Annotated in this window: 18 protein-coding genes; 6 read left to right on the top strand and 12 right to left on the bottom strand. The window is 72.9% G+C overall.

Annotated elements, in window-relative coordinates; translation table 11 throughout:
- Together IEZ12_RS21760 and miaB are read right to left on the bottom strand one after the other, a co-directional pair.
- Window positions 1–653, bottom strand: a 653-nt coding sequence (locus IEZ12_RS21760; protein WP_229847754.1) for a class III extradiol ring-cleavage dioxygenase family protein, incomplete at its 3' end; no start/stop codon positions are given.
- 122 nt (window positions 654–775) lie between these two features.
- The gene (gene miaB / locus IEZ12_RS21755; RefSeq protein ID WP_189273811.1) at window positions 776–2,284 is read right to left on the bottom strand and encodes a tRNA (N6-isopentenyl adenosine(37)-C2)-methylthiotransferase MiaB; all 1,509 of its coding nucleotides are present in this window, start codon (window positions 2,282–2,284) and stop codon (window positions 776–778) included.
- Between the two features lie 74 nt (window positions 2,285–2,358).
- Here miaB and IEZ12_RS21750 point away from each other — a divergent pair, with 74 nt between their 5' ends.
- Window positions 2,359–3,384 (top strand): TAXI family TRAP transporter solute-binding subunit, encoded by a 1,026-nt coding sequence (locus IEZ12_RS21750; RefSeq protein ID WP_189273809.1) that lies wholly within the window; start codon window positions 2,359–2,361, stop codon window positions 3,382–3,384.
- A 2-nt stretch (window positions 3,385–3,386) separates the two neighbouring features.
- Here IEZ12_RS21750 and IEZ12_RS21745 read toward each other — a convergent pair whose 3' ends face one another.
- Window positions 3,387–4,817 (bottom strand): sensor histidine kinase, encoded by a 1,431-nt coding sequence (locus tag IEZ12_RS21745; protein ID WP_189273807.1) that lies wholly within the window; start codon window positions 4,815–4,817, stop codon window positions 3,387–3,389.
- A 6-nt stretch (window positions 4,818–4,823) separates the two neighbouring features.
- On the bottom strand, window positions 4,824–5,549 hold the full coding sequence (locus tag IEZ12_RS21740; RefSeq protein WP_043909782.1) for a response regulator transcription factor: 726 nt from the start codon (window positions 5,547–5,549) through the stop codon (window positions 4,824–4,826).
- 422 nt (window positions 5,550–5,971) lie between these two features.
- Here IEZ12_RS21740 and IEZ12_RS21735 point away from each other — a divergent pair, with 422 nt between their 5' ends.
- From IEZ12_RS21735 to IEZ12_RS21715, 5 genes are all read left to right on the top strand, one after another.
- On the top strand, window positions 5,972–6,700 hold the full coding sequence (locus IEZ12_RS21735) for an amino acid ABC transporter ATP-binding protein (RefSeq protein WP_200895399.1): 729 nt from the start codon (window positions 5,972–5,974) through the stop codon (window positions 6,698–6,700).
- 85 nt (window positions 6,701–6,785) lie between these two features.
- Window positions 6,786–7,700 carry a glutamate ABC transporter substrate-binding protein gene (locus tag IEZ12_RS21730; protein ID WP_043909779.1) on the top strand — a complete coding sequence of 305 codons (915 nt, stop codon included), beginning with the start codon at window positions 6,786–6,788 and terminating at the stop codon, window positions 7,698–7,700.
- Window positions 7,701–7,741: 41 nt separating this feature from the next.
- On the top strand, window positions 7,742–8,392 hold the full coding sequence (locus IEZ12_RS21725; RefSeq protein ID WP_043909777.1) for an amino acid ABC transporter permease: 651 nt from the start codon (window positions 7,742–7,744) through the stop codon (window positions 8,390–8,392).
- Window positions 8,389–9,216, top strand: a complete 828-nt coding sequence (locus tag IEZ12_RS21720) for an amino acid ABC transporter permease (protein ID WP_189273805.1) — start codon at window positions 8,389–8,391, stop codon at window positions 9,214–9,216. The genes IEZ12_RS21725 and IEZ12_RS21720 overlap by 4 nt, the downstream gene beginning before the upstream one ends.
- 104 nt (window positions 9,217–9,320) lie before the next feature.
- A complete protein-coding gene (locus IEZ12_RS21715; RefSeq protein WP_189273803.1) occupies window positions 9,321–10,991 on the top strand; it encodes an FAD-dependent monooxygenase in 1,671 nt (556 codons plus the stop codon).
- 74 nt (window positions 10,992–11,065) lie between these two features.
- Here the strand turns inward: IEZ12_RS21715 and rny are convergent, their stop codons facing one another.
- From rny to IEZ12_RS21675, 8 genes are all read right to left on the bottom strand, one after another.
- Window positions 11,066–12,469 carry a ribonuclease Y gene (gene rny, locus IEZ12_RS21710; protein ID WP_189273801.1) on the bottom strand — a complete coding sequence of 468 codons (1,404 nt, stop codon included), beginning with the start codon at window positions 12,467–12,469 and terminating at the stop codon, window positions 11,066–11,068.
- 159 nt (window positions 12,470–12,628) lie between these two features.
- Window positions 12,629–13,534 carry a regulatory protein RecX gene (locus IEZ12_RS21705; protein ID WP_229847753.1) on the bottom strand — a complete coding sequence of 302 codons (906 nt, stop codon included), beginning with the start codon at window positions 13,532–13,534 and terminating at the stop codon, window positions 12,629–12,631.
- 4 nt (window positions 13,535–13,538) lie between these two features.
- Complete coding sequence (gene recA / locus IEZ12_RS21700) at window positions 13,539–14,636, bottom strand: recombinase RecA (RefSeq protein WP_189273798.1); 1,098 nt, start codon at window positions 14,634–14,636, stop codon at window positions 13,539–13,541.
- A 214-nt stretch (window positions 14,637–14,850) separates the two neighbouring features.
- Window positions 14,851–15,795 (bottom strand): hypothetical protein, encoded by a 945-nt coding sequence (locus IEZ12_RS21695; protein WP_189273797.1) that lies wholly within the window; start codon window positions 15,793–15,795, stop codon window positions 14,851–14,853.
- On the bottom strand, window positions 15,792–16,325 hold the full coding sequence (locus IEZ12_RS21690) for a SigE family RNA polymerase sigma factor (RefSeq protein ID WP_189273795.1): 534 nt from the start codon (window positions 16,323–16,325) through the stop codon (window positions 15,792–15,794). The genes IEZ12_RS21695 and IEZ12_RS21690 overlap by 4 nt, the downstream gene beginning before the upstream one ends.
- Window positions 16,326–16,411: 86 nt before the next feature.
- Window positions 16,412–17,725, bottom strand: a complete 1,314-nt coding sequence (locus tag IEZ12_RS21685) for an AI-2E family transporter (protein ID WP_083462144.1) — start codon at window positions 17,723–17,725, stop codon at window positions 16,412–16,414.
- Between the two features lie 34 nt (window positions 17,726–17,759).
- Window positions 17,760–17,954, bottom strand: coding sequence for a DUF3046 domain-containing protein (locus IEZ12_RS21680; protein WP_189273793.1), 195 nt, complete (start codon window positions 17,952–17,954; stop codon window positions 17,760–17,762).
- 25 nt (window positions 17,955–17,979) lie between these two features.
- The gene (locus IEZ12_RS21675; protein ID WP_189273791.1) at window positions 17,980–19,515 is read right to left on the bottom strand and encodes a S8 family peptidase; all 1,536 of its coding nucleotides are present in this window, start codon (window positions 19,513–19,515) and stop codon (window positions 17,980–17,982) included.
- Between the last annotated feature and the right edge of the window lie 6 nt (window positions 19,516–19,521).

Raw genomic sequence — 19,521 nt, 5'->3', positions numbered from 1 at the left:
GCGTCCTCGTACCGCAGCTCGCCACCGAGCGTCGTGCCCTCCGCCGCACCCGCGAGCACCTGCCAGGGGGCCCGGCCCTCCACCAGCAGCTCCGCCGAGAGGTCCGCGTCCAATGCGGCCAGCGCCGACGCGTCCGCGGCGGCCAGCGCCCCCGCCACCGCGCGGTCGTAGCCCTCGGCCCGCCCGTCCAGGTACCCGGGGGCCTTCACCGAACGCCGGGCACTGCCGTCGCCCATCACCAGCAGGCCCACCCGATCGGCGAGTTCGGCCAACCCCCGGCCCAGGCCCAGCAACCGCTCGGCGGCCGTGTCCGGCCGCACCGCGACGGCGTGCGTCGGCACCCGGACGCCCGCCTCCTCCAGCAGCCACGCCCCCACCGTCAACGCCGGCGACAGCTCCGGGCCGTCCACCCCGCCCAGCGGCAGCTTCACCGCCTTCTGCACCCCGTACCGGCGGAACGACCCCGCCCCGCCCTCCGTCCACACCCCGGCGCGATCGCCCGTCCCCACCACCACGACGAGCTCCACGTCCGCGAGCCCCCGCACCGCGTCCAGACACGCCCCCCGCAACGCCTCCGCCTCCCCCGCGGCCCCCACCGCGACCTCGGGCACGAGCAACGGCGGACAGGGGCACACGGCGGCGGCAACAAGCATGTCGATCACTCTACGCGGTGCGAAAACAGGGGCGTGGGGAACTGCGCGGAGCGGAAGGGCCTAACAGCAAGGTCGCGACCAAGGCAATGACTTGCACTTGATCGCGACCCTGCGGACGTTCACTAGTTGCTCGCGCAGTTCCCCGCGCCCCCGGTTTCGCACCCCACAGCGCTCGGCAGGGGTGCCGGGACGCCGATCGACGGAAGCCCGAGCAGGACGCCGGCCGGCTTCGCCGCGGGCGCGGCCTGCCGCTTCTCCCAGGCGTCGCCCGCCCGGGTGCGGCGGACGCCGAGCGCGGGGCCCTCCGCGAGGAGGTGGTGCGGGGCGGCGTAGGTGATCTCGACGGTCACCACGTCGCCGGGGCGCACGCCCGTCTCGGGGCGGCTGAAGTGGACGAGCCGGTTGTCGGGGGCACGGCCGGACAGGCGGTCGGTGCGGTCGTCCTTCTTGCCTTCGCCCTCGGCGACGAGGATCTCCAGCCTGCGGCCGACCTGCTTCTTGTTCTCCTCCCAGGAGATCTCCTCCTGGAGGGCGATCAGCCGGTCGTAGCGCTCCTGCACCACGGCCTTGGGGATCTGGTTGTCCATCTCCGCGGCGGGCGTCCCGGGCCGCTTCGAGTACTGGAAGGTGAACGCGTTGGCGAACCGGGCCTCCCGGACGACGTGCAGGGTCTGCTCGAAGTCCTCGTCGGTCTCGCCGGGGAAGCCGACGATGATGTCGGTGGAGATGGCGGCGTCGGGCATCGCGGCGCGGACCTTCTCGATGATCCCGAGGAAGCGTTCCTGCCGGTAGGAGCGTCGCATCGCGCGCAGCACGGTGTCGGAGCCGGACTGCAGCGGCATGTGCAGCTGGTGCATCACGTTCGGCGTCTCGGCCATCGCGGCGATCACGTCGTCGGTGAAGTCCTTCGGGTGCGGCGAGGTGAAGCGGACCCGCTCCAGCCCCTCGATCTCCCCGCACGCCCGCAGCAGCTTGGAGAACGCCTGCCGGTCGCCCAGGTCGGAGCCGTAGGCGTTGACGTTCTGGCCGAGCAGGGTGACCTCGACGACGCCCTCGGCGACCAGTGCCTCGACCTCGGCGAGGATGTCGCCGGGGCGGCGGTCCTCCTCCTTGCCGCGCAGGGCGGGGACGATGCAGAAGGTGCAGGTGTTGTTGCAGCCGACCGAGATGGCGACCCAGGCCGCGTAGGCGGACTCGCGCCGGGTGGGCAGGGTGGAGGGGAAGGTCTCCAGCGAGTCCAGGATCTCGACCTGCGCGGTCCGCTCGATCGCGGCGCGCTCCAGCAGCGCGGGCAGGTGGCCGATGTTGTGGGTGCCGAAGACGACGTCGACCCAGGGGGCCTTGCGGACGATGGTCTCGCGGTCCTTCTGGGCGAGGCAGCCGCCGACGGCGATCTGCATGCCGCTGTTGGCCTGCTTGGCGGGGGCGAGCCGGCCGAGGTTGCCGTACAGCTTGTTGTCGGCGTTCTCGCGGACCGCGCAGGTGTTGAAGACCACCAGGTCGGGATCGGCCTCGGCGGCGGCCTTGGTGTAGCCGGCCTCCTCCAGCAGCCCGGACAGGCGCTCGGAGTCGTGGACGTTCATCTGGCAGCCGTACGTGACGACCTTGTAAGTTCGCAAGCTCTCCTCCATACCCACAGTGCACAAGGGTACGGGCAGCGGCAGGGGCCTCCCGCCGGGCGGTCGGGGCTGGCAGTATCCCTGCCATGGCTGCTTCGACCGATCCGCCCCGTGCCGGTGCCGTGCTGCGTTCCGCGGTGCGCAGTCCGCTGGTGCGGGTGGCCGTGGTGCTGCTGCTGGTGGCGGGGGGCACGGGCGGCTGGTGGGCGTCCTCGGCGCGGGCCGGGTCGGGGCTGCGCGGGGAGGCGGCGTTCGCGACGGGGGTGTCGCGCGGGGTGTACGACCGGTACGGGGTGCTGCTGAAGGACTCGATGCGGTCGGCGATGCCCGGGGTGAAGGTCCGGCTGGACAACTCGGAGGGTTCGTTCGACAACCTGGAGCGGGTGCTGTCGGGCCGGGACGACTTCGCGATAGCGACGGCGGACTCGGTGGCCAGCTTCAAGAATCCGCAGAAGTCGGAGCTGCGGGCGATCGCCCGGCTGTACGACGACTACATGCAGCTGGTGGTGCCCGCGGATTCGCCGGTGCACAAGGTGTCCGACCTGCGCGGCCTGCGGGTGGGGATGGGGCTGGGGAAGTCGGGCGTGAACCTGGTGTCCCGGCGGCTGCTGGAGGCGGCCGGCCTGGACCCGGACAAGGACGTGCGTCCGGTGCCGCTGGGGGTGCTGGAGGCGACGAACGGGTTGCGCGACAAGCAGTTGGACGCGTTCTTCTGGTCCGGCGGCCTGCCGACGGCGGCGCTGACCGACCTGTCGGAGCACACCCCGATCCGGATCGTGCCGATGGGCGACCTGTCGGACCCGCTGCACCAGTTGGAGGGCGGCGGGATGGACGCCTACCGGGCGGCGACCATCCCGGCGGACGCGTACCCGCTGGTGGAGCCGGAGCGGACGGCGGTGGCGACGGTGGCGGTGCCGAACCTGCTGGTGACCCGGGCGAACGTGGACCCGGCGCTGGTGGAGGCGCTGACCCGGGTGGTGATCGACAGCCGGGACCGGATCGGCGGCGAGGTGCACGCGGCGCAGCTGGTGGACCTGCGGACCGCGGTGTACACCGATCCGCTGCCGCTGCACGAGGGCGCGAAGCGCTACTACCAGTCGGTCAAGCCCTGACGTCAGCTCCGCTTCCGGCGGGGCACCGTGAGCAGCACCCGCAGCCCGTGCGGATCGGCGGGCGCGAAGCGGAGGTCGCCGCCGCCGGCCAGCAGCAGGGTGCGGGCGATGGAGAGGCCGAGGCCGGAGCCGTCGACGTTCTGGTGCCGGGAGGAGCGCCAGAACCGGTCGCCGACCCGGGCGAGCTCCTCCTCGGTGAGGCCCGGTCCGGCGTCGGTGACGATGGCGGTGACCTCGTCCTTGGTGATGGTCAGGCCGACCCGCACGGTGCTGTCGGCCGGTGAGAACTTGAGGGCGTTGTCGAGGACGGCGTCCAGCGCGCTGCCGAAGCCGATCGGGTCGGCCCAGGCGTGCGCCATTGGCGGCCCCTGCCAGTGGAGCCGGACCTGGCGCCGGTCGGCGAGCGGCTGCCAGGCGTCGGTCCGGGTGCGGACCAGCGCGGCCAGGTCGACGGGTTCGGGTTCGGGCCGGGAGCCTTCGGCGGTGGCCAGGCCGAGCAGGTCGTCCAGGACGCGGGCGAGCCGGGCGCCCTCCTCGCGGACGGCGGCGATCTCCTCCTCGCTGCCCTCGGGGAGCGCCATCCCGATCAGCTCGACCCGCAGCAGCAGCGCGGCCAGCGGGTTGCGCAGCTGGTGCGAGGCGTCGGCGACGAAGGCCCGCTGCTGGTCGATGGCGAGCACCACGTGGTCGGCCATGTCGTTGAACGAGCGGGCCAGGCGGCGCAGTTCGGGCGGTCCGCCGCTGGGGGCGACCCGGGCGTTGAGCCGGCCGGTGGCGATGTCGTGGGTGGCCCGGTCGAGGGTGCGGACCGGGCGCAGCACCCAGCCGGTGAGGCGGACGGCGAGCAGGATGGCGACCATCATGGCGAGCGCCTCGCCGCCGGCCAGCACCAGCCAGCGGTGCAGGATCCGGGCGCGCAGCGGCCCGGTGGGCGATTCGGTGAGCACCACGGCGACCACGTCGCCGTCGCGGACCACGGGCAGGGCGACGGTGAGGGTGCGGTCGGAGGTCCACGGCCACACCTGGGGCGGGTTGTGGCTGCGGCGGCCGGCCAGCGCCTCCCGGTAGGCCTGGCCGCCGGGGCCCTCGGTGGGGGCGCGCCAGTCGTCGGGGGCGACGGCGACGGCGCTGCCGTCGCGCTGGAAGACGCCGATCCGGGCGCCGTACAGCTCGCGGTAGCGGGCGGCCTCGCTGGACAGGGCGTGCAGTCGGCCGCCGTCGCCGGGGCCGGGCTCCGGTTCGCCCTTGACGGCGGTGGCGCTGGCACGGCCCTGGGTGGGCAGGTCCTGGGCGAACCGGGCGGCGTCGTCGATCCGGTCGACGACCACCTTGGACTGCTCGGACGAGGCGATCAGGTAGGCCAGCGGCACTCCGAGGGCGGCGAGCACGCATGCCATCAGGGCGATCAGGATGCCGAGCAGGCGGTTGCGCACGGGCGGTCAGCGCTCCGCGGCGTCGTCGGCGGACGGGTTGTCGGGGATGAGCCGGTAGCCGACGCCGCGGACGGCCTCGACCAGGCCGGGCAGGCCGAGCTTGGTGCGCAGCGAGCCGATGTGGACCTCCAGGGTGCGGCCGTTGCCCTCCCAGCCGGAGCGCCAGACCTCGCTGAAGATCTGCTCGCGGCGGTAGACCACGCCGGGGCTCTGGGCGAGCAGCGCCAGCAGGTCGAACTCCTTCCGGGTGAGCGGCACATCGCGTCCGTTGACGCTGACCCGGCGGCGTTCGCGGTCGATCTCGACGCCGCGGGAGGCGAGCGGGCCGTCCGGCTCGGGGCTGCCGCCGTCCTCGCCGGCCCTGGGGGTGCCGCGGCGGGCCACCGCGTGGATGCGGGCCAGGAGTTCGCCCATGTCGTACGGCTTGACCACGTAGTCGTCGGCGCCGAGGTTGAGGCCGTGGATCCGGGAGCGGATGTCGGCGCGGGCGGTCACCATGATGACCGGGACGCCGCTGCCGGCCCGGATCCGGCTGCACACCTCGAAGCCGTCGCGGTCGGGCAGTCCGAGGTCGAGCAGCACCACCCGGTAGGGCTCGCTGCCGTCCGGAACGAGCGCGTCCAGGGCTTCGTGGCCGCTGCGGGCGTGCCGGACCTGGAAGCCGTGCCGGCCCAGCACCGCGACCAGGGCGGCGGCGACGCGGTCGTCGTCCTCGACCAGGAGCAGGCGCATCGGGCTCCTTCCTGTGGTGTTCGTCGGGATGCGTTCGGGCCGGTGGCGCGGTCGCCGTCGGCGGGTGGTCGGCATGGCGCGGGTCCGACGCGGAACCGGGCCATCCTGGCATCCACTCCCATCCGACGGCTCCAGGTCAACCGCATCGACCGGTCCGTTACCGCTCCGGTATTCGCCGTGCACGACTACCCGGCGTAGCCGAACCGTGATGCTCAAGTTCAGCTCAGATCGGCTGACGGGGCGGCGTGTACCTGCCTAAAGTCGCCCCGTTCGGGGGCCGAGGGCTCCGCCGGCTCCGGCCCCCGAGCATGAGACGGACCATCACCGGCTCTGCGGACCAAGTGAGTTGGCCCCGGGTTCGGAGGACGAGGGAGCGGACGGCGATGACCGAGAACAGTGCCGAGCTGCGCGACACCGCGCCGCTGGTGGCCCTGCGCGGGGTGAACAAGCACTACGGCGCCCTGCACGTGCTGCAGGACATCGACCTGGAGATCGCCCAGGGTGAGGTCGTGGTGCTGATCGGCCCGTCCGGCTCCGGCAAGTCGACGCTGTGCCGCACCATCAACCGGCTGGAGACCATCGACTCCGGGACCATCGAGGTGGACGGCAGGCCGCTGCCGGCCGAGGGCCGCGAACTGGCCCGGCTGCGCGCCCAGGTGGGCATGGTGTTCCAGTCCTTCAACCTGTTCTCGCACAAGACCGTGCTGGAGAACGTGGTGCTCGCCCAGGTGAAGGTGGGCAAGGTCGCCAAGGCCGAGGCCGAGCGGACGGCCCGTGAGCTGCTGGAGCGGGTGGGCGTCGGCGCACAGGCCGACAAGTACCCGTCGCAGCTGTCCGGCGGCCAGCAGCAGCGCGTGGCGATCGCCCGTGCGCTGGCGATGAACCCGAAGGTGATGCTCTTCGACGAGCCCACCTCCGCCCTCGACCCGGAGATGGTCAACGAGGTGCTGGAGGTGATGCGTTCGCTCGCCGCGCGGGGCATGACCATGGTCGTGGTCACCCACGAGATGGGCTTCGCCCGCTCCGCCGCCAACCGCGTGCTGTTCATGGCGGACGGCCGGATCGTCGAGGAGAGCACTCCCGACGCCTTCTTCACCGCACCGCGCACCGACCGCGCCAAGGACTTCCTGTCGAAGATCCTGCAGCACTGACTCCCCCAGTCGATCAAGCGTCAGTAGCGTCAATTCGCAGTGGCCCGGAGCGTGCCGTGGCCCCTATCGAGGAGAAGAACGACCGATGAAGGCCCGTCGCACCGTTGCCGCAGCCCTGTCCGTGCTCGCCCTGACGGCCGTCGCCGCCTGCGGCAAGGACGGCTCCCCGAGCGACGCCGCCCCCGGCGGCTCGTCCGCCCCGCAGCTGCCGACCTACACCGTCAAGACCGACGCCAAGCTGGACGCCTCCCCGGTGTGGACCGAGGCCAAGAAGCGCGGCAAGCTCAAGATCGGCGCCAAGGCCGACCAGCCGTTCCTCGGCTTCGAGGACGTCCAGACCGGCAAGCGCAGCGGCTTCGACATCGAGATCGCCAAGATGATCGCCGCCGACCTCGGCTTCTCCGCCGACCAGATCGAGTGGCAGACCGTCACCTCCACCAACCGCGAGACCTCCATCACCGGTGGCCAGGTCGACTACTACGTCGGCACCTACTCGATCACCCAGGCCCGCAAGGACAAGGGCGTCGCGTTCGGCGGCCCGTACTACATCGCCGGCCAGTCGCTGCTGGTGAACAAGGACAACACCGCCATCACCGGTCCCGAGACCGTCAAGGACAAGTCGGTCTGCACCGCCACCGGCTCGACCTCGATCGCCAACATCCAGAAGTACGGCGCCAAGGTCACCCAGTTCGACAACTACTCGCTCTGCGTGGAGAAGCTGCTGACCAAGGAGGTCGACGCGGTCACCACCGACGACTCGATCCTCAAGGGCTACGCCGCGAAGAACCAGGGCAAGCTCAAGGTCGTCGGCAACCCCTTCTCCGAGGAGCGCTACGGCGTCGGCCTGAACAAGACCGACGCGGCGCTGCAGAAGGCGATCAACGACGCGCTGAAGGCGCACGAGGACAACGGCGACTGGAAGAAGGCGTACGACGCCACCCTGGGCCTGTCTGGCTCCGCCGCGCCGAGCGTCCCGGCCCTGGACCCGATCGCCGGCTGACGCCCGGCCAGACCCACTACTGAGAAAGGAGGGCCGCCTGCATGGGACTCATATTCGAGAACGGCAACTTCTCGGCATTCGTCGAAGGTTTCCTGCGGACGATCGAACTGAGTGCGCTCAGCGCCCTGTTCGCGCTGCTGCTGGGCTTCGTGCTGGCGGCCTTCCGGGTCTCGCCCGTCCCCGTCCTGCGGTGGTTCGGCACCGCCTGGGTGACGGTCTTCCGCAACACCCCGCTGCTCCTGCTGTTCTTCGCAGTGACGTTCATGCTGCCGCCGCTCGACGTGCACCTCGACAGCTTCACCGCCGCGGTGATCGCGCTCAGCGCCTACACCGGCAGCTTCGTCTGCGAGGTGCTGCGGGCCGGCATCAACACCGTGCCGCTCGGCCAGGCCGAGGCGGCCCGCTCGCTCGGCATGGGCTTCGGCCAGACCCTGAGCCTTGTGGTGCTGCCGCAGGCGGCCCGCTCGGTGATCTCCCCGATGGGCTCGGTGTTCATCGCCCTGCCCCGCAACTCGGCCATCGCGGGCGCCTTCAACGTGCCCGAGCTGTTCAGCTTCCAGAAGGTCCTGAGCGAGGAGGCCTACGACATCTTCGCCATCTTCTTCTGGATCGCGCTCGCCTACCTGGCGATCAGCTTCTCCATCAATGCCGTCTTCTCCACCCTGGAGCGTCGCGTGGCGGTCGCCCGATGAGCATGCGTACCGCCTCCGTCCTGTACGACGTCCCCGGCCCCCGGGCCCGGACCCGCAACCTGATCCTCGGCGTCGCCGGCCTGCTCGGCATCGCCGGTCTGTTCTGGTACGTCATCAGCAGCTTCGCCGACGCCGGCCAGTTCGAGGCCGCACTGTGGTCGCCGTTCGAGTACACGGGCGTCCAACAGCGTTTCGTCGACGGCGCGCTGGACACCCTGAAGGCCTTCGGCCTGGCCGCGGTCGGCTCGCTGGTGCTCGGCTCGCTGCTCGCCGTCGGCCGGCTCTCCGACCACTTCGCGGTGCGGGTCACCTCCACCGTGGTGGTCCAGTTCTTCCGGGCCATGCCGCTGGTGATCATGGTCTTCGCGCTGTACCGCGCGGCGTTCGGCGCCCAGCCGATGTGGGCCCTGGTGATCGGCCTGACGCTCTACAACGGCGCCGTGCAGGCCGAGATCATCCGCTCCGGCATCAACGCCGTCCCGCGCGGCCAGGCCGAGGCCGCCTACGCCCTGGGCCTGCGCAAGACCCAGGTGATGGGCATCGTGCTGGTGCCGCAGGCGGTCCGCTCGATGCTCCCGGCGATCATCGGCCAGCTGGTGGTCACCCTCAAGGACACCTCGCTCGGCTACATCATCACCTACCCCGAGTTGCTGTGGCAGATGAAGCTGATCGCCTCCAACTCGGACGGCTACCCGTACATCCCGGTGGTCCTGGTCGGCGCCCCGATCTACATCGCGATGTGCCTCGCCCTCGACGGCCTCGCCCGCTGGATCGAGTCCCGGGGCCGCCGCGGCACGACCCGGCGCAGCACAACCGCTGCTTGACGGACACCCAGGTGATCTGTTGCATTGCTCTTCGTGACACCACCTGGGAGCTCCCACCCGGCAGCTGACGCAACGGCCGACGATCCCGGCTCGAAGGCCCCGACATGGATCCAGTGATCATCGTCGGGGCCGGGCCGGTCGGCCTCGCCCTCGCCCTCGCCCTGGCCCGCAACGAAGTCCCCAGCGTGGTCCTCGACGAGGGCGCCGGCGTCTGCCCCGAGAGCCCCCGCACCGTCGTCCTCGGCGCCGACACCGCCGCCTTCCTCGCCCGCATCGGCTACACCCGGGTCGGCTCCGACGCCGCCCGCTGGGACGCCTTCACCATCTGGCGCCGCCGCGCCGAGGTGCTGCGCCTGCCGCTGGACGACGAACCGGTCCTGCACCTCGCCCAGCACCGCCTCCAGCGCGGCCTGCGCGACGCCGCCACCGCCACCCCGCTGATCCGCCTCACTCCGCGGCACCGGGTGGTCGAGCTCACCCAGGACCTCGACGGCGTGACCGTCCGCACCACCTCGCCCGACGGCGAGAACCGCTGGCACGGCAGCCACCTGGTGGGCTGCGACGGCGCCCGCTCCACCGTCCGCAAACTCCTCAGGATCAGATTCCCCGGCCGGCCCGCCGTCGACCGGCACGCCGTCGCCACCGTCCGCGTCGACCTGCCCTTCCCCGGCGAGGCCCGGCTGCACCGCGAACCCCCGTGGCGCGGCGACCGCGAAGCCTCCGCCCGCCCGCTGCCCGACGGCCTGTGGCGACTCGACTGGCGGCTGCCCCCCGGCCGCCCCCAGCCCACCGAGCCCGTCGACCCGCACGCCACCTGGCCCGGCATCGTCACCGGCGACACCCTGCTCACCCGGGTCACCGCCGCGCTCACCGGCTGGTGCGGCGAACTCCCGCCCCACCAACTGCTCGCCGCCGCCGACCACACCTACCAGCAGCGCCTCGCCGGACGCTTCCGCACCGGCCGCTGCTTCCTGGCCGGCGACGCCGCCCACCTGCACGGCGCCCTCGGCATGCAGAACCTCGCCGATGGCCTGCGCGACGCCGACAACCTCGCCTGGCGGCTCGCCCTCGCCTGGCACCTGCCGCCCGGCGGCGCCCCCGCCGAGAGCGCCCTGCTCGACGGCTACGAGAGCGAACGCCGCGGCGCGGTCGGCGCCCGACTGCGCGCCGTCGACCAGACCATGCCGCTGCTCCGCCCCCTGCGCGGCTGGGCCCAGACCCGGCGCTCGCTCGTCTCCGGCTCCTTCCGCAAGCACGCCCCGCTGCTCGCCGACGGCCAACTCGGCACCGGCCGCTTCGGCGGCGCCCCCGCCTACCCGGCGACGCCCGCCGGCGTCGCAGTCCGGGTCCCCGAGCAACGCGGCGCCGGCCGCGGCACCTCACTCACCGAACAGCTCACCCCCACCACCCCCGGCGTCCAGGTCCCCGACCTGCCGGTGGTCACCGCCGACGGCACCGCCGACACCCTCCGCGCCCGCCTCGGCACCGCCTTCCTGCTCGTCCTGGTCGCCCCCGGCACCACCGTCTGGTCCGCCGAACACTGGCTCGGCGCCGGCCTGATGCCCCGCCTCACCGAACTCGCCGACGCCCTCCCCGTCCCCACCGAAGTCCTGGTCACCGACACCTACCCCGGCGCCACCCCCCACACCGTCCTGCTCATCCGCCCCGACGGCCACCTCCTCGGCACCACCCCGGGCCTCCACCCGGAAACCCTCCACACCCTGACGGCCCCGCTGTCGGCTGCACCGGGCCTGGAACAGGGAGCCGCAGGCTGAAATCAGGCACGAGCGGAGGGGCGCCGACAAGAGAGCGGGGAGAGCACAACCAGGGGCGCGGGCCCGCTCGCCTTCTACCGCGCGAACTCCGTCGCGCGCGACTCCCGCACCACGGTGATCCGGATCTGCCCCGGGTACGTCAGTTCCTCGCGGACCTGCCGGGCCACCTCCCGGGCGATCTCCTGGGCGCGGAGGTCGTCGACCTTCTCCGGCTGCACCATCACCCGGACTTCGCGTCCGGCCTGCATGGCGTAGACCTTGGTGACTCCGTCGTGGGCCCGGGCGATCTCCTCCAGGCGTTCGAGCCGGCGGACGTACGCCTCCACGGATTCCTTGCGTGCGCCGGGCCGGCCGGCCGAGCAGGCGTCCGCGGCCTGGGTGAGGACGGCCTCGACGGTCTTCGCCTCGATCTCGCCGTGGTGGGCGGCTATCGCGTGGACGACCTCTGCGGACTCCCCGTGCCGGCGGGCGAACTCCGCGCCGGTCAGGGCGTGGCTGCCCGCCACCTCGTGGCTGAGTGCCTTGCCGATGTCGTGCAGCAGCGCGGCGCGGCGCACCGGCTCCGGGTCGACGCCCAGTTCCGCGGCCATCATTCCGGCGAGGTGCGCGGACTCCACCAGGTGTCCGAGCACGTTCTGCCCGTAGGAGGTGCGGTAGCGCAACGTGCCGAGGGTGCGGACGAGTTCGGGCGCCATCCCGTCCGCGGTGCCGATGCCGACGGTGAGCAGGGCGTCCTCCCCGGCCCGGACGCAGAGCCGTTCGACCTCGCTGCGGCTGCGCTCGTGCGCCTCCTCGATCCGGGCGGGGTGGATCCGCCCATCGGTGAGCAGCGATTCGAGGGTGAGTCGGGCGCTCTCCCGCCGGACGGGGTCGAAGCAGGAGAGTTGGACCAGCCCGGGGGTGTCGTCGACGATCAGGTTGACGCCGGTGACGGCTTCGAAGGCGCGGATGTTGCGGCCCTCCCGGCCGATCACCCGGCCCTTCATGTCCTCGCTGGGCAGCCGGAGCGTGGTGACCACGGTCTCCGCGGTGTGTTCGGCGGCCAGTCGCTGGACGGACGAGGCGATGATCTCGCGGGCCCGGCCCTCGCCTTCGACGACCGCGCGCCGTTCGATCTCCCGGACGGTCAGCGCGGCTTCGCGGCGGGCCTCGGCCTCCGCGGCACGGACCACTTCGTCCCGGGCCTGGGCGGACGTCAGCCCGGCGGTGCGTTCCAGCAGCAGCCGGCTCTCGGCGCTCTGTTCGGCGAGTTCGCCGCGGATCCGCTCGGATTCGGCGGCGCGGGCGGCGAGTTCGTCCTCGTGCAGGTGCAGGCGCTGGAGTTCGGCGGTCAACCGCTCTTCGCGGCGGTCGAGTTCGGCGCGGCGTTGACGGAGCATCCGGAGCGCGGCGACCAGCACCAGGCCGAGGGCGGCGATCAGGATGCCGGCGGCCAGCAGCAGGGAGGAACCCGTTCCGGTGTTCTGAGCGATCCCCATCCGGGCACTCCCCGTCCTGCGCACGCTGCCGCCGAGGTGACCTCCGCGATCGTCCAGCCACTGAGTGCGAGGCTAGGCGGAGGTTACGAAACGGTCAAGATGCGATCGAGAATTGGCTCCGGTGATCCGATCGGCAGTCATCGCCCGCCGTCAGTTCACCTACCAGTCGTCGCCCTCCTCCTGCGGTTCCGCGTCCAGCGCCTCCCGGACCACCCGGAACGCCAGGCCCTCCGAGTAGCCGCGCCGGGCCAGCACTCCGACCAGTCGGCGCATCCGTACGTCCCGGTCCAGCCCGGCGGTGGAGCGCAACTTCCGTTCCACCAGGGCCCGGGCGGCGTCCGTCTCGTCGTCGGCGTCGACCTGGAGCAGGGCGCGTTCCGCGGTCTCCCCGGTGACGCCCTTGGTGCGCAGCTCCTGGGCCAGCGCCCGCCGGGACAGTCCGCGCACCGCGTGCCGGGACTCCACCCACGCCTCGGCGAAGGCGGCGTCGTCGATCAGCCCGACCTCCTCCAGCCGGGACAGCACCTGCTCGGCGACCTCGTCCGGAATCTCCTTGCGGCGCAGCGCATCGGCCAGCTGCTTGCGGGACTTGGCAGCGCCGGTGAGCAGCCGCAGGCAGATGTCCCGGGCCCGGTCCGCCGGGTCCCCCTGCTCGGCGGCGGCCCCCGGCCCGCGCCGCTTGCCCCGCGCCCCGGGCTCGGCCGCCCGCTCCGGCTCGCCCTCCGGCCGCTCGGCCTTCGCCCGCCGCTTCGGCCGGGGCTTCTCCTCAGCCGGTGCCGCGACCGGAAGTTCACCGAGCGCGCTGCGCCGCCGGCGCCGCCCCCCGGCCAGTTCGGACGCCCGCATCAATCCGGGCAGCTCCTCCACCGGGAGCTCCGCGGGCGGCTCCTCGGCCACCGCCGCGAACCAGTCCGGCGGGCCCGGTGCGTCGTCCTCCTCCGCGACGGCCGCGAACCAGTCCGGCGGGCCGAAGGCGTCGTGCTGTTCTTCTCCCGATACGCCCGCACCGGGCCCGTCCTCGGACGGACCCGGTGCCGGGTGGTCGATGTGGTGCCGATGAGTCAACGGATCAGCCCTTGGCGGCGGCCGCCGTCTTCTTGGCGGCGGCCTTGGCGGGGGCGGCCGCGGCCGGGATCTCCACCGCGGGGGCGTCGCCCTCGGCCTCGGCCGGCTTCGGGCCGATGCCCAGCTTGCCCTTGATCTTGGCCTCGATCTCGTCGGCCAGCTGCGGGTTGTCGCGCAGGAAGTTGCGGGCGTTCTCCTTGCCCTGGCCGAGCTGGTCGCCCTCGTAGGTGTACCAGGCGCCGGACTTGCGGATGAAGCCGTGCTCCACGCCCATGTCGATCAGGCCGCCCTCGCGGCTGATGCCCACGCCGTAGAGGATGTCGAACTCGGCCTGCTTGAACGGCGCGGCGACCTTGTTCTTGACCACCTTGACGCGGGTGCGGTTGCCGACCGCCTCGGTGCCGTCCTTCAGGGTCTCGATGCGCCGGATGTCGAGGCGGACCGAGGCGTAGAACTTCAGCGCCCGACCACCGGTGGTGGTCTCGGGGGAGCCGAACATCACACCGATCTTCTCGCGCAGCTGGTTGATGAAGATCGCGGTGGTGTTCGACTGGTTCAGCGCACCGGCGATCTTGCGCAGCGCCTGGCTCATCAGGCGGGCCTGCAGACCGACGTGCGAGTCGCCCATCTCGCCCTCGATCTCGGCGCGCGGCACCAGCGCGGCCACCGAGTCGATGATCACCAGGTCGATCGCGCCGGAGCGGATCAGCATGTCGGTGATCTCCAGCGCCTGCTCACCGGTGTCCGGCTGGCTGACCAGCAGGGCGTCGGTGTCCACGCCGAGCTTCTTGGCGTACTCGGGGTCGAGCGCGTGCTCGGCGTCGACGAAGGCGACGGTGCCGCCGGCCTTCTGGGCGTTGGCGGCGAGGTGCAGGGTCAGGGTGGTCTTGCCGGAGGACTCGGGGCCGTAGATCTCGATCACTCGGCCGCGCGGGATGCCGCCCACGCCCAGCGCCACGTCGAGGGCGGTGGACCCGGTGGAGATCACCTCGATCGGCTCGTTCGCCTTCTCGCCGAGGCGCATCACCGAGCCTTTGCCGAACTGCCGTTCGATCTGGGCGAGCGCGGCCTCCAGGGCCTTCTCGCGATCCGTTCCTGCCATGGCTTCCACCCTCGGGTTCTGTGCGTTGCGCTTCATCGTCATCGACGCTAGCGCGTCCCACCGACAATCGGCCCCGGACGGGCTCAGCCTGTGGAAAACTCTGCGCCGAAGCGTACAAAGAACACACGTTCGAATCCAGTCGAAGGCCACCCGACACACCGCGGCCCCGCCCCCGGAGGACCGGGAACGGGGCCGCGGGGACCGCTCGGGGCGCCTACTCGCTCAGCAGCCTGGTGCCGGCGTCCGGCAGCTCGACGCCGTTCTTGTCGAAGAAGTGCCAGGCGGCGACCTTGAGGCCGGCCCGCTCCGGAACCACCACCATGCGGTACGGGGAGTCCTCGACGACGACCGGCTTCGGCTCGGCGACACTGCCGTCCGACCAGCTCACCACCACCTTGCCGACGTCCGGGCCGATGGCCAGCACCGCGAGCCTGATCGGCAGCGGGCCGGGCGTGCCGGACTTGGCCGAGGGCCCGAGGACGCCGCCGCTGAAGGTGTTCGCCATCCGCGGGTCGAGGTGCCCGGGCGCCGGGTAGCTGCCCTGCCTGTCGTACTTCTGCCGGGCCCCGTCCAGGGTGGCGTAGGTGTTGACGACGTCCTCGGTGGGCTGCCAGTACTGCTGGACGAACGCCTCCGTCGGCTTCTCGATCGACGGGTCGACGGCGTGGCGCTCCTCCCAGACCGCCACCGCCTGCGCGTACGCCTGCCCCTGCGGGGCGACCGGCCAGAGCGCCTCCCAGAGCTGCCACTCCTTGCCGTCGACGGTGCCCTGTCCGATCATCACCCGGACCGGCTTGAGCGGGTCCCGCACGCCGGTCGCCGTCGTCGTCGCCGCGGCGCTCGGGGCGGCCGACGCCTCCGCGCCCGGCACCAGCGGGAGGGCCCCGCCACTGCCGCCGGCCTGCAGGGCCTGCGCGGTCGAGCCGCTCCCGGCGAAGCCGTTCAGGCCCGCCATGGTGCCGCCGCCCAGGGCCACCACCGAGGCCAGCGTGAGCGCGCCGACCACCGTGCGGCGGCGGTTCCGGATCCGCCGCCCGCCGGCCAGGATGCCTTCGACCGGCACCGAGCCGATCCGCACGTCCGCCGCCGCCGCCGCGAGCCCGAGCTCGAGCTCGACCGCCATGTCCCCGCCCGGCATCTCGTTGTTCCCCGCGGTCATACCGCACCCCCCACATGTGTCATGTCCGTCAGTTCCTTCAGCCCTGCGGTGTGCCGCAGTCTCGCTATCCCCTTGGCCGCGTGGCTGCGCACGGCCCCGGTCGAGCAGCCCATCGCGGCGGCCGCCTGGCTGTCGGTCAGGTCCTCCCAGTGCCGCAGCACCACGGCCTGGCGCTGCCGGGGCGGCAGTGTCGCGAGCGCCGCCATCAGCACCCGGCGCTGGTCGGAGCGGGCGTACCCGTCCTCCCGCCCGGCCGTGTCCGGCACGGACTCCACCAGCACCTCGGGGGCCCGGCGCCGCCAGCGGCGGGCGTGCTGGTTGATCATGATGCGGCGCACGTAGCTGTGCGGGTCGTCGGCGCGGCGCACCTTCGACCAGGCCGCGCAGGTCCGCTCCGCCGCCGATTGGGCCAGGTCCTCGGCCGCGTGCTGGTCACCGGTCAGCAGGTACGCCGTGCGCAGCAGCCAGGGCCAGGCGCCGACGATGAACGCCCGGAACTCGTCGTCCGGGCCGAGTTGTTTGTCGCCCATGAACACCTCCTCGCCCATCAAGAGCCCGGCGGTGGGGCAAACCGCTTACTCCCGCCGCCGGAGGGTCGGCGGCGGGGTCGCGGCCGTCAGTCCTCGGCCCGCTGCTCCTCCCGTCCGGCCGGCGCGCCGGCCGGGTCGGTCGAACCGCCGGCCACCATCCGGCGCAGTCGCCGCACGGCGTCCCGCCGCCGGGCCCGGCGCTCCTCGCCGCGGTCGATCCGCGGGTCGTCCTCGACCTCGTAGCGGCGCACGTACGTGCCGACGAAGCCCTGCAGGGTGGCGGCGGCCGGGATGGCGATCAGCGCGCCGACCGCGCCGAGCAGCGCGGCGCCGGCGATCACCGCGCCGAAGGCGACGGCGGGGTGCACGTCGACGGTCTTGGCGGTGATCCTCGGGTGCAGCAGGTAGTTCTCGATCTGCTGGTAGACGATCACGAAGCCGAGCACCCACACCGCGTCCACCGGTCGGCCGGTGAGCGCGACCAGGACGGGCAGCGCGCCCGCCAGGTAGGTGCCGATGGTGGGCACGAACTGCGACATGACGCCGACCCAGACGCTGAGCGCGGCCGCGTACGGCAGTCCGATGATCGTGAAGAACGCCCAGTGTCCGAGCGAGGAGACCAGCGCCAGCACGGCCCGCGAGTACAGGTAGCCGCCGGTCTTGGCGAGCGCGATCTCCCAGGCGCGCAGCACCTCGGCCTGCTTGGAGGGCGGCAGCATCGAGCAGACGGTGCGCCGGACCCGGGGGCCCTCAGCGGTGAAGTAGAAGGTGAACAGGCCGACGGTGAAGGCCTGGAAGAGCCCGCCGACGACGGTGCCGGTGACGCCCCAGACGTTGTCGGCGGCCTGCTGGGCGTACTTCTCGATGGTGCCGGAGTCCTTGAGCACCTGGTGCTGGAGCTGGTCGAGCGACAGCTCGGTGTGGAAGGTGCGGTTGACCCAGTCGATCAGGTCGTGGAGCATCTGCGGCAGTTTCCCGGCGACCTGGGTGACCTGGTCGACCATCAGGGTGCCGAGCGCGGTGAGGAAGGCGGCGACCGCCAGGCCGACGCCGATGAACACCAGGAAGGTGCCGAGGCCGCGGCGCACGCCGCGGGCGGCCATCCGGTCGACGGCGGGTTCCATCGCGAGCGACAGGAAGAACGCGACCAGCAGCATCACGAACAGGTCGATCAGCTGGTGGAAGGCCCAGTCGGCGAGCTGGAAGAGACCGACGCCGACCAGCGCGAGCAGCATCGCCTTGGGCAGCCAGCGCGGCATCGCGCCGCTGCCGGCGGCGCCGCGGCGCAGCTGGCGGGCGCCGGGGTCGGCGGTGTCGCCGCCGCTCTGCCGGCCCGGTTCGGGGCTCGTGGCGAGGTGTTCTTCGGACAGTCGGTCGGGGGTTTCTGCACTGCTGGACACCGGCCAAGTCTCACCCACCGGCCGGCGAATCGGGTCACCTCAGCCGATCTGACACTCCCTGGGTGACGCAGACCACGCGCCACACGTCCTTGGCCTCCCAGCCGGCGTCCAGCGCCTGACGGGCGGTGCGGCCGCCGAGTTCGGCCATCACGTGGTCCTGGGCGAAGGACTCCGCGTAGGTCTCGCCGAAGTGCAGGTACATCCGTCGCCAGAACTCGGTCAGCCTCATGCGCCCAGTATCGGGCACCGGTGGGTCAGCGCGGCAGCGCGAGGATGCCCGCGCCGTAGTAGTCGCGGTCCTGGCAGCCGATCGGGAGGGTCTGGACGCAGTTGCCGTCGGCGGCCTTGGCGAGGGCGGCGGCGATCCGGTCCGGGTCCCAGTCGGGGTGCTGGGCGGCGACCACGGCGACGGCGCCGGTGACGTGGGCGGCGGACATCGAGGTGCCGGCCAGGGCGGCGTACTTGCCGCCGGGCCAGTCGGAGACGACGGCGCCGTCGGTGCCGCCGTCGGGGTCGCCGCCGGGTGCGCTGAGGGAGATCCGGCCGCGGCCGTAGTTGCTGTAGGAGGCGGGCAGGCCGTTGCGGTCGACGGCGCCGACGGTGACCACGCCGGGCAGCTCGCCGGGCAGTCGGATGCACTCGGTGCCGAGCTCGCGGTCCTGCGGGGGGCCGCTGGTGCGGTCATTGGGGCTGCGGTGGTCGGGGCGGGCGCCGGTGAGGTCCTGGGCGTCGTTGCCGGCCGAGGCGACCACCACGGCGCCCTTGCGCTGGGCGTAGGCGACGGCGCGGCCGACGGCGGCGATCAGCGCGGCCTGGTCGGCGTCCTCGGGGCAGTTGTACTTCCACGGGTCGGCGAAGTAGCTGTCGTTGATGGCGCGGGCGCCGTGGTCGGCGGCCCAGAGCATGCCGCAGACGATGTTCTCCGCGTAGTACTGGCCGAGCGGGCCGAGCAGCCGGACGGCGGCGATCCGCACGCCGGGGGCGACGCCGGTGACGCCGTGGCCGTCGCGGGCGGCGCCGACGATGCCGGCGACGTGGGTGCCGTGGCCGCTCTCGTTGATGGCCTCGTCGGGCCGCCAGGCGCCGCTGCGGGCGTCGGGGCGGCCGTCGGCGCAGGAGGCGGAGGCGGCGGGGTCGACGGCGGCGCGCAGGTCGGGGTGGGTGTCGTCGACGCCGGAGTCGAGCACCGCGACGGTGACCTGGGACAGCTGCTGGGCGGTGGGCAGCGCGCCGGTGCGGTCGGCGGAGCGGTCGGCCGGGCGGTCCAGCGGCGGGTGCAGCAGGGCGGCGCGGCCGGGCGGGCGTTCGACGGCGCCGATCATGGCGAGGTTCCAGTCGTTGTGCTCGCCGGGGTCGGGGACGGTGGCGGTGCTGTCCTCCTGGCCCTCGGCGACGTCGGCGGCCGGGGCCCCGGGGCCGAACGCCGCGCCGGCCAGCGGCCGGGGCGGGGAGGGCACGGGGACGGTGCGGGTGGCGCCGACCGCGGCGGTCCCGGGCCGGCCGCGCAGCTTCTCGGCGAACCGGCCGCCGGCGTAGGCGAGCACGGCGCCGATCTGCGGATAGGCCTGGACGACCTGCCCGCCGGCCGCCCGGACCTGCTCGGCGGCGTGGTCGGCGCCCTGGGCGTCGGCGCGCTCGTCCAGCACCAGGTAGCTGAGGTAGGTGCCGTCGGTGCCGGTGACGTAGGGGACGGCTCCGCCGAGCAGCAGTCCGCAGAGCAGGGTCGCGCCGAACACGCGGACGCTGCGGCGCCGGGGGGCGCTGTCGGGGGCCTGGCTCACCTGCTCCATCGCGTG

The sequence above is a fragment of the Kitasatospora griseola genome, assembly GCF_014648555.1.
GTDB classification, from domain to species: Bacteria; Actinomycetota; Actinomycetes; order Streptomycetales; family Streptomycetaceae; genus Kitasatospora; species Kitasatospora griseola.
The sequence above is the reverse complement of the archived record's forward strand: the minus strand, read 5'-3'. Positions and strand labels throughout refer to the sequence as shown.

What these genes read in the sequence shown, in the direction of transcription:
- IEZ12_RS21675 (WP_189273791.1), bottom strand. Translation starts at nt 19,515, where the DNA reads ATGGAGCAGGTGAGCCAGGCCCCCGACAGCGCCCCCCGGCGCCGCAGC.
- IEZ12_RS21695 (WP_189273797.1), bottom strand. Translation starts at nt 15,795, where the DNA reads ATGACCGCGGGGAACAACGAGATGCCGGGCGGGGACATGGCGGTCGAG.
- IEZ12_RS21725 (WP_043909777.1), top strand. Translation starts at nt 7,742, where the DNA reads ATGGGACTCATATTCGAGAACGGCAACTTCTCGGCATTCGTCGAAGGT.
- IEZ12_RS21740 (WP_043909782.1), bottom strand. Translation starts at nt 5,549, where the DNA reads ATGCGCCTGCTCCTGGTCGAGGACGACGACCGCGTCGCCGCCGCCCTG.
- IEZ12_RS21680 (WP_189273793.1), bottom strand. Translation starts at nt 17,954, where the DNA reads ATGAGGCTGACCGAGTTCTGGCGACGGATGTACCTGCACTTCGGCGAG.
- IEZ12_RS21750 (WP_189273809.1), top strand. Translation starts at nt 2,359, where the DNA reads ATGGCTGCTTCGACCGATCCGCCCCGTGCCGGTGCCGTGCTGCGTTCC.
- rny (WP_189273801.1), bottom strand. Translation starts at nt 12,469, where the DNA reads ATGGGGATCGCTCAGAACACCGGAACGGGTTCCTCCCTGCTGCTGGCC.
- IEZ12_RS21720 (WP_189273805.1), top strand. Translation starts at nt 8,389, where the DNA reads ATGAGCATGCGTACCGCCTCCGTCCTGTACGACGTCCCCGGCCCCCGG.
- miaB (WP_189273811.1), bottom strand. Translation starts at nt 2,284, where the DNA reads ATGGAGGAGAGCTTGCGAACTTACAAGGTCGTCACGTACGGCTGCCAG.
- IEZ12_RS21730 (WP_043909779.1), top strand. Translation starts at nt 6,786, where the DNA reads ATGAAGGCCCGTCGCACCGTTGCCGCAGCCCTGTCCGTGCTCGCCCTG.
- recA (WP_189273798.1), bottom strand. Translation starts at nt 14,636, where the DNA reads ATGGCAGGAACGGATCGCGAGAAGGCCCTGGAGGCCGCGCTCGCCCAG.
- IEZ12_RS21690 (WP_189273795.1), bottom strand. Translation starts at nt 16,325, where the DNA reads ATGGGCGACAAACAACTCGGCCCGGACGACGAGTTCCGGGCGTTCATC.
- IEZ12_RS21715 (WP_189273803.1), top strand. Translation starts at nt 9,321, where the DNA reads ATGGATCCAGTGATCATCGTCGGGGCCGGGCCGGTCGGCCTCGCCCTC.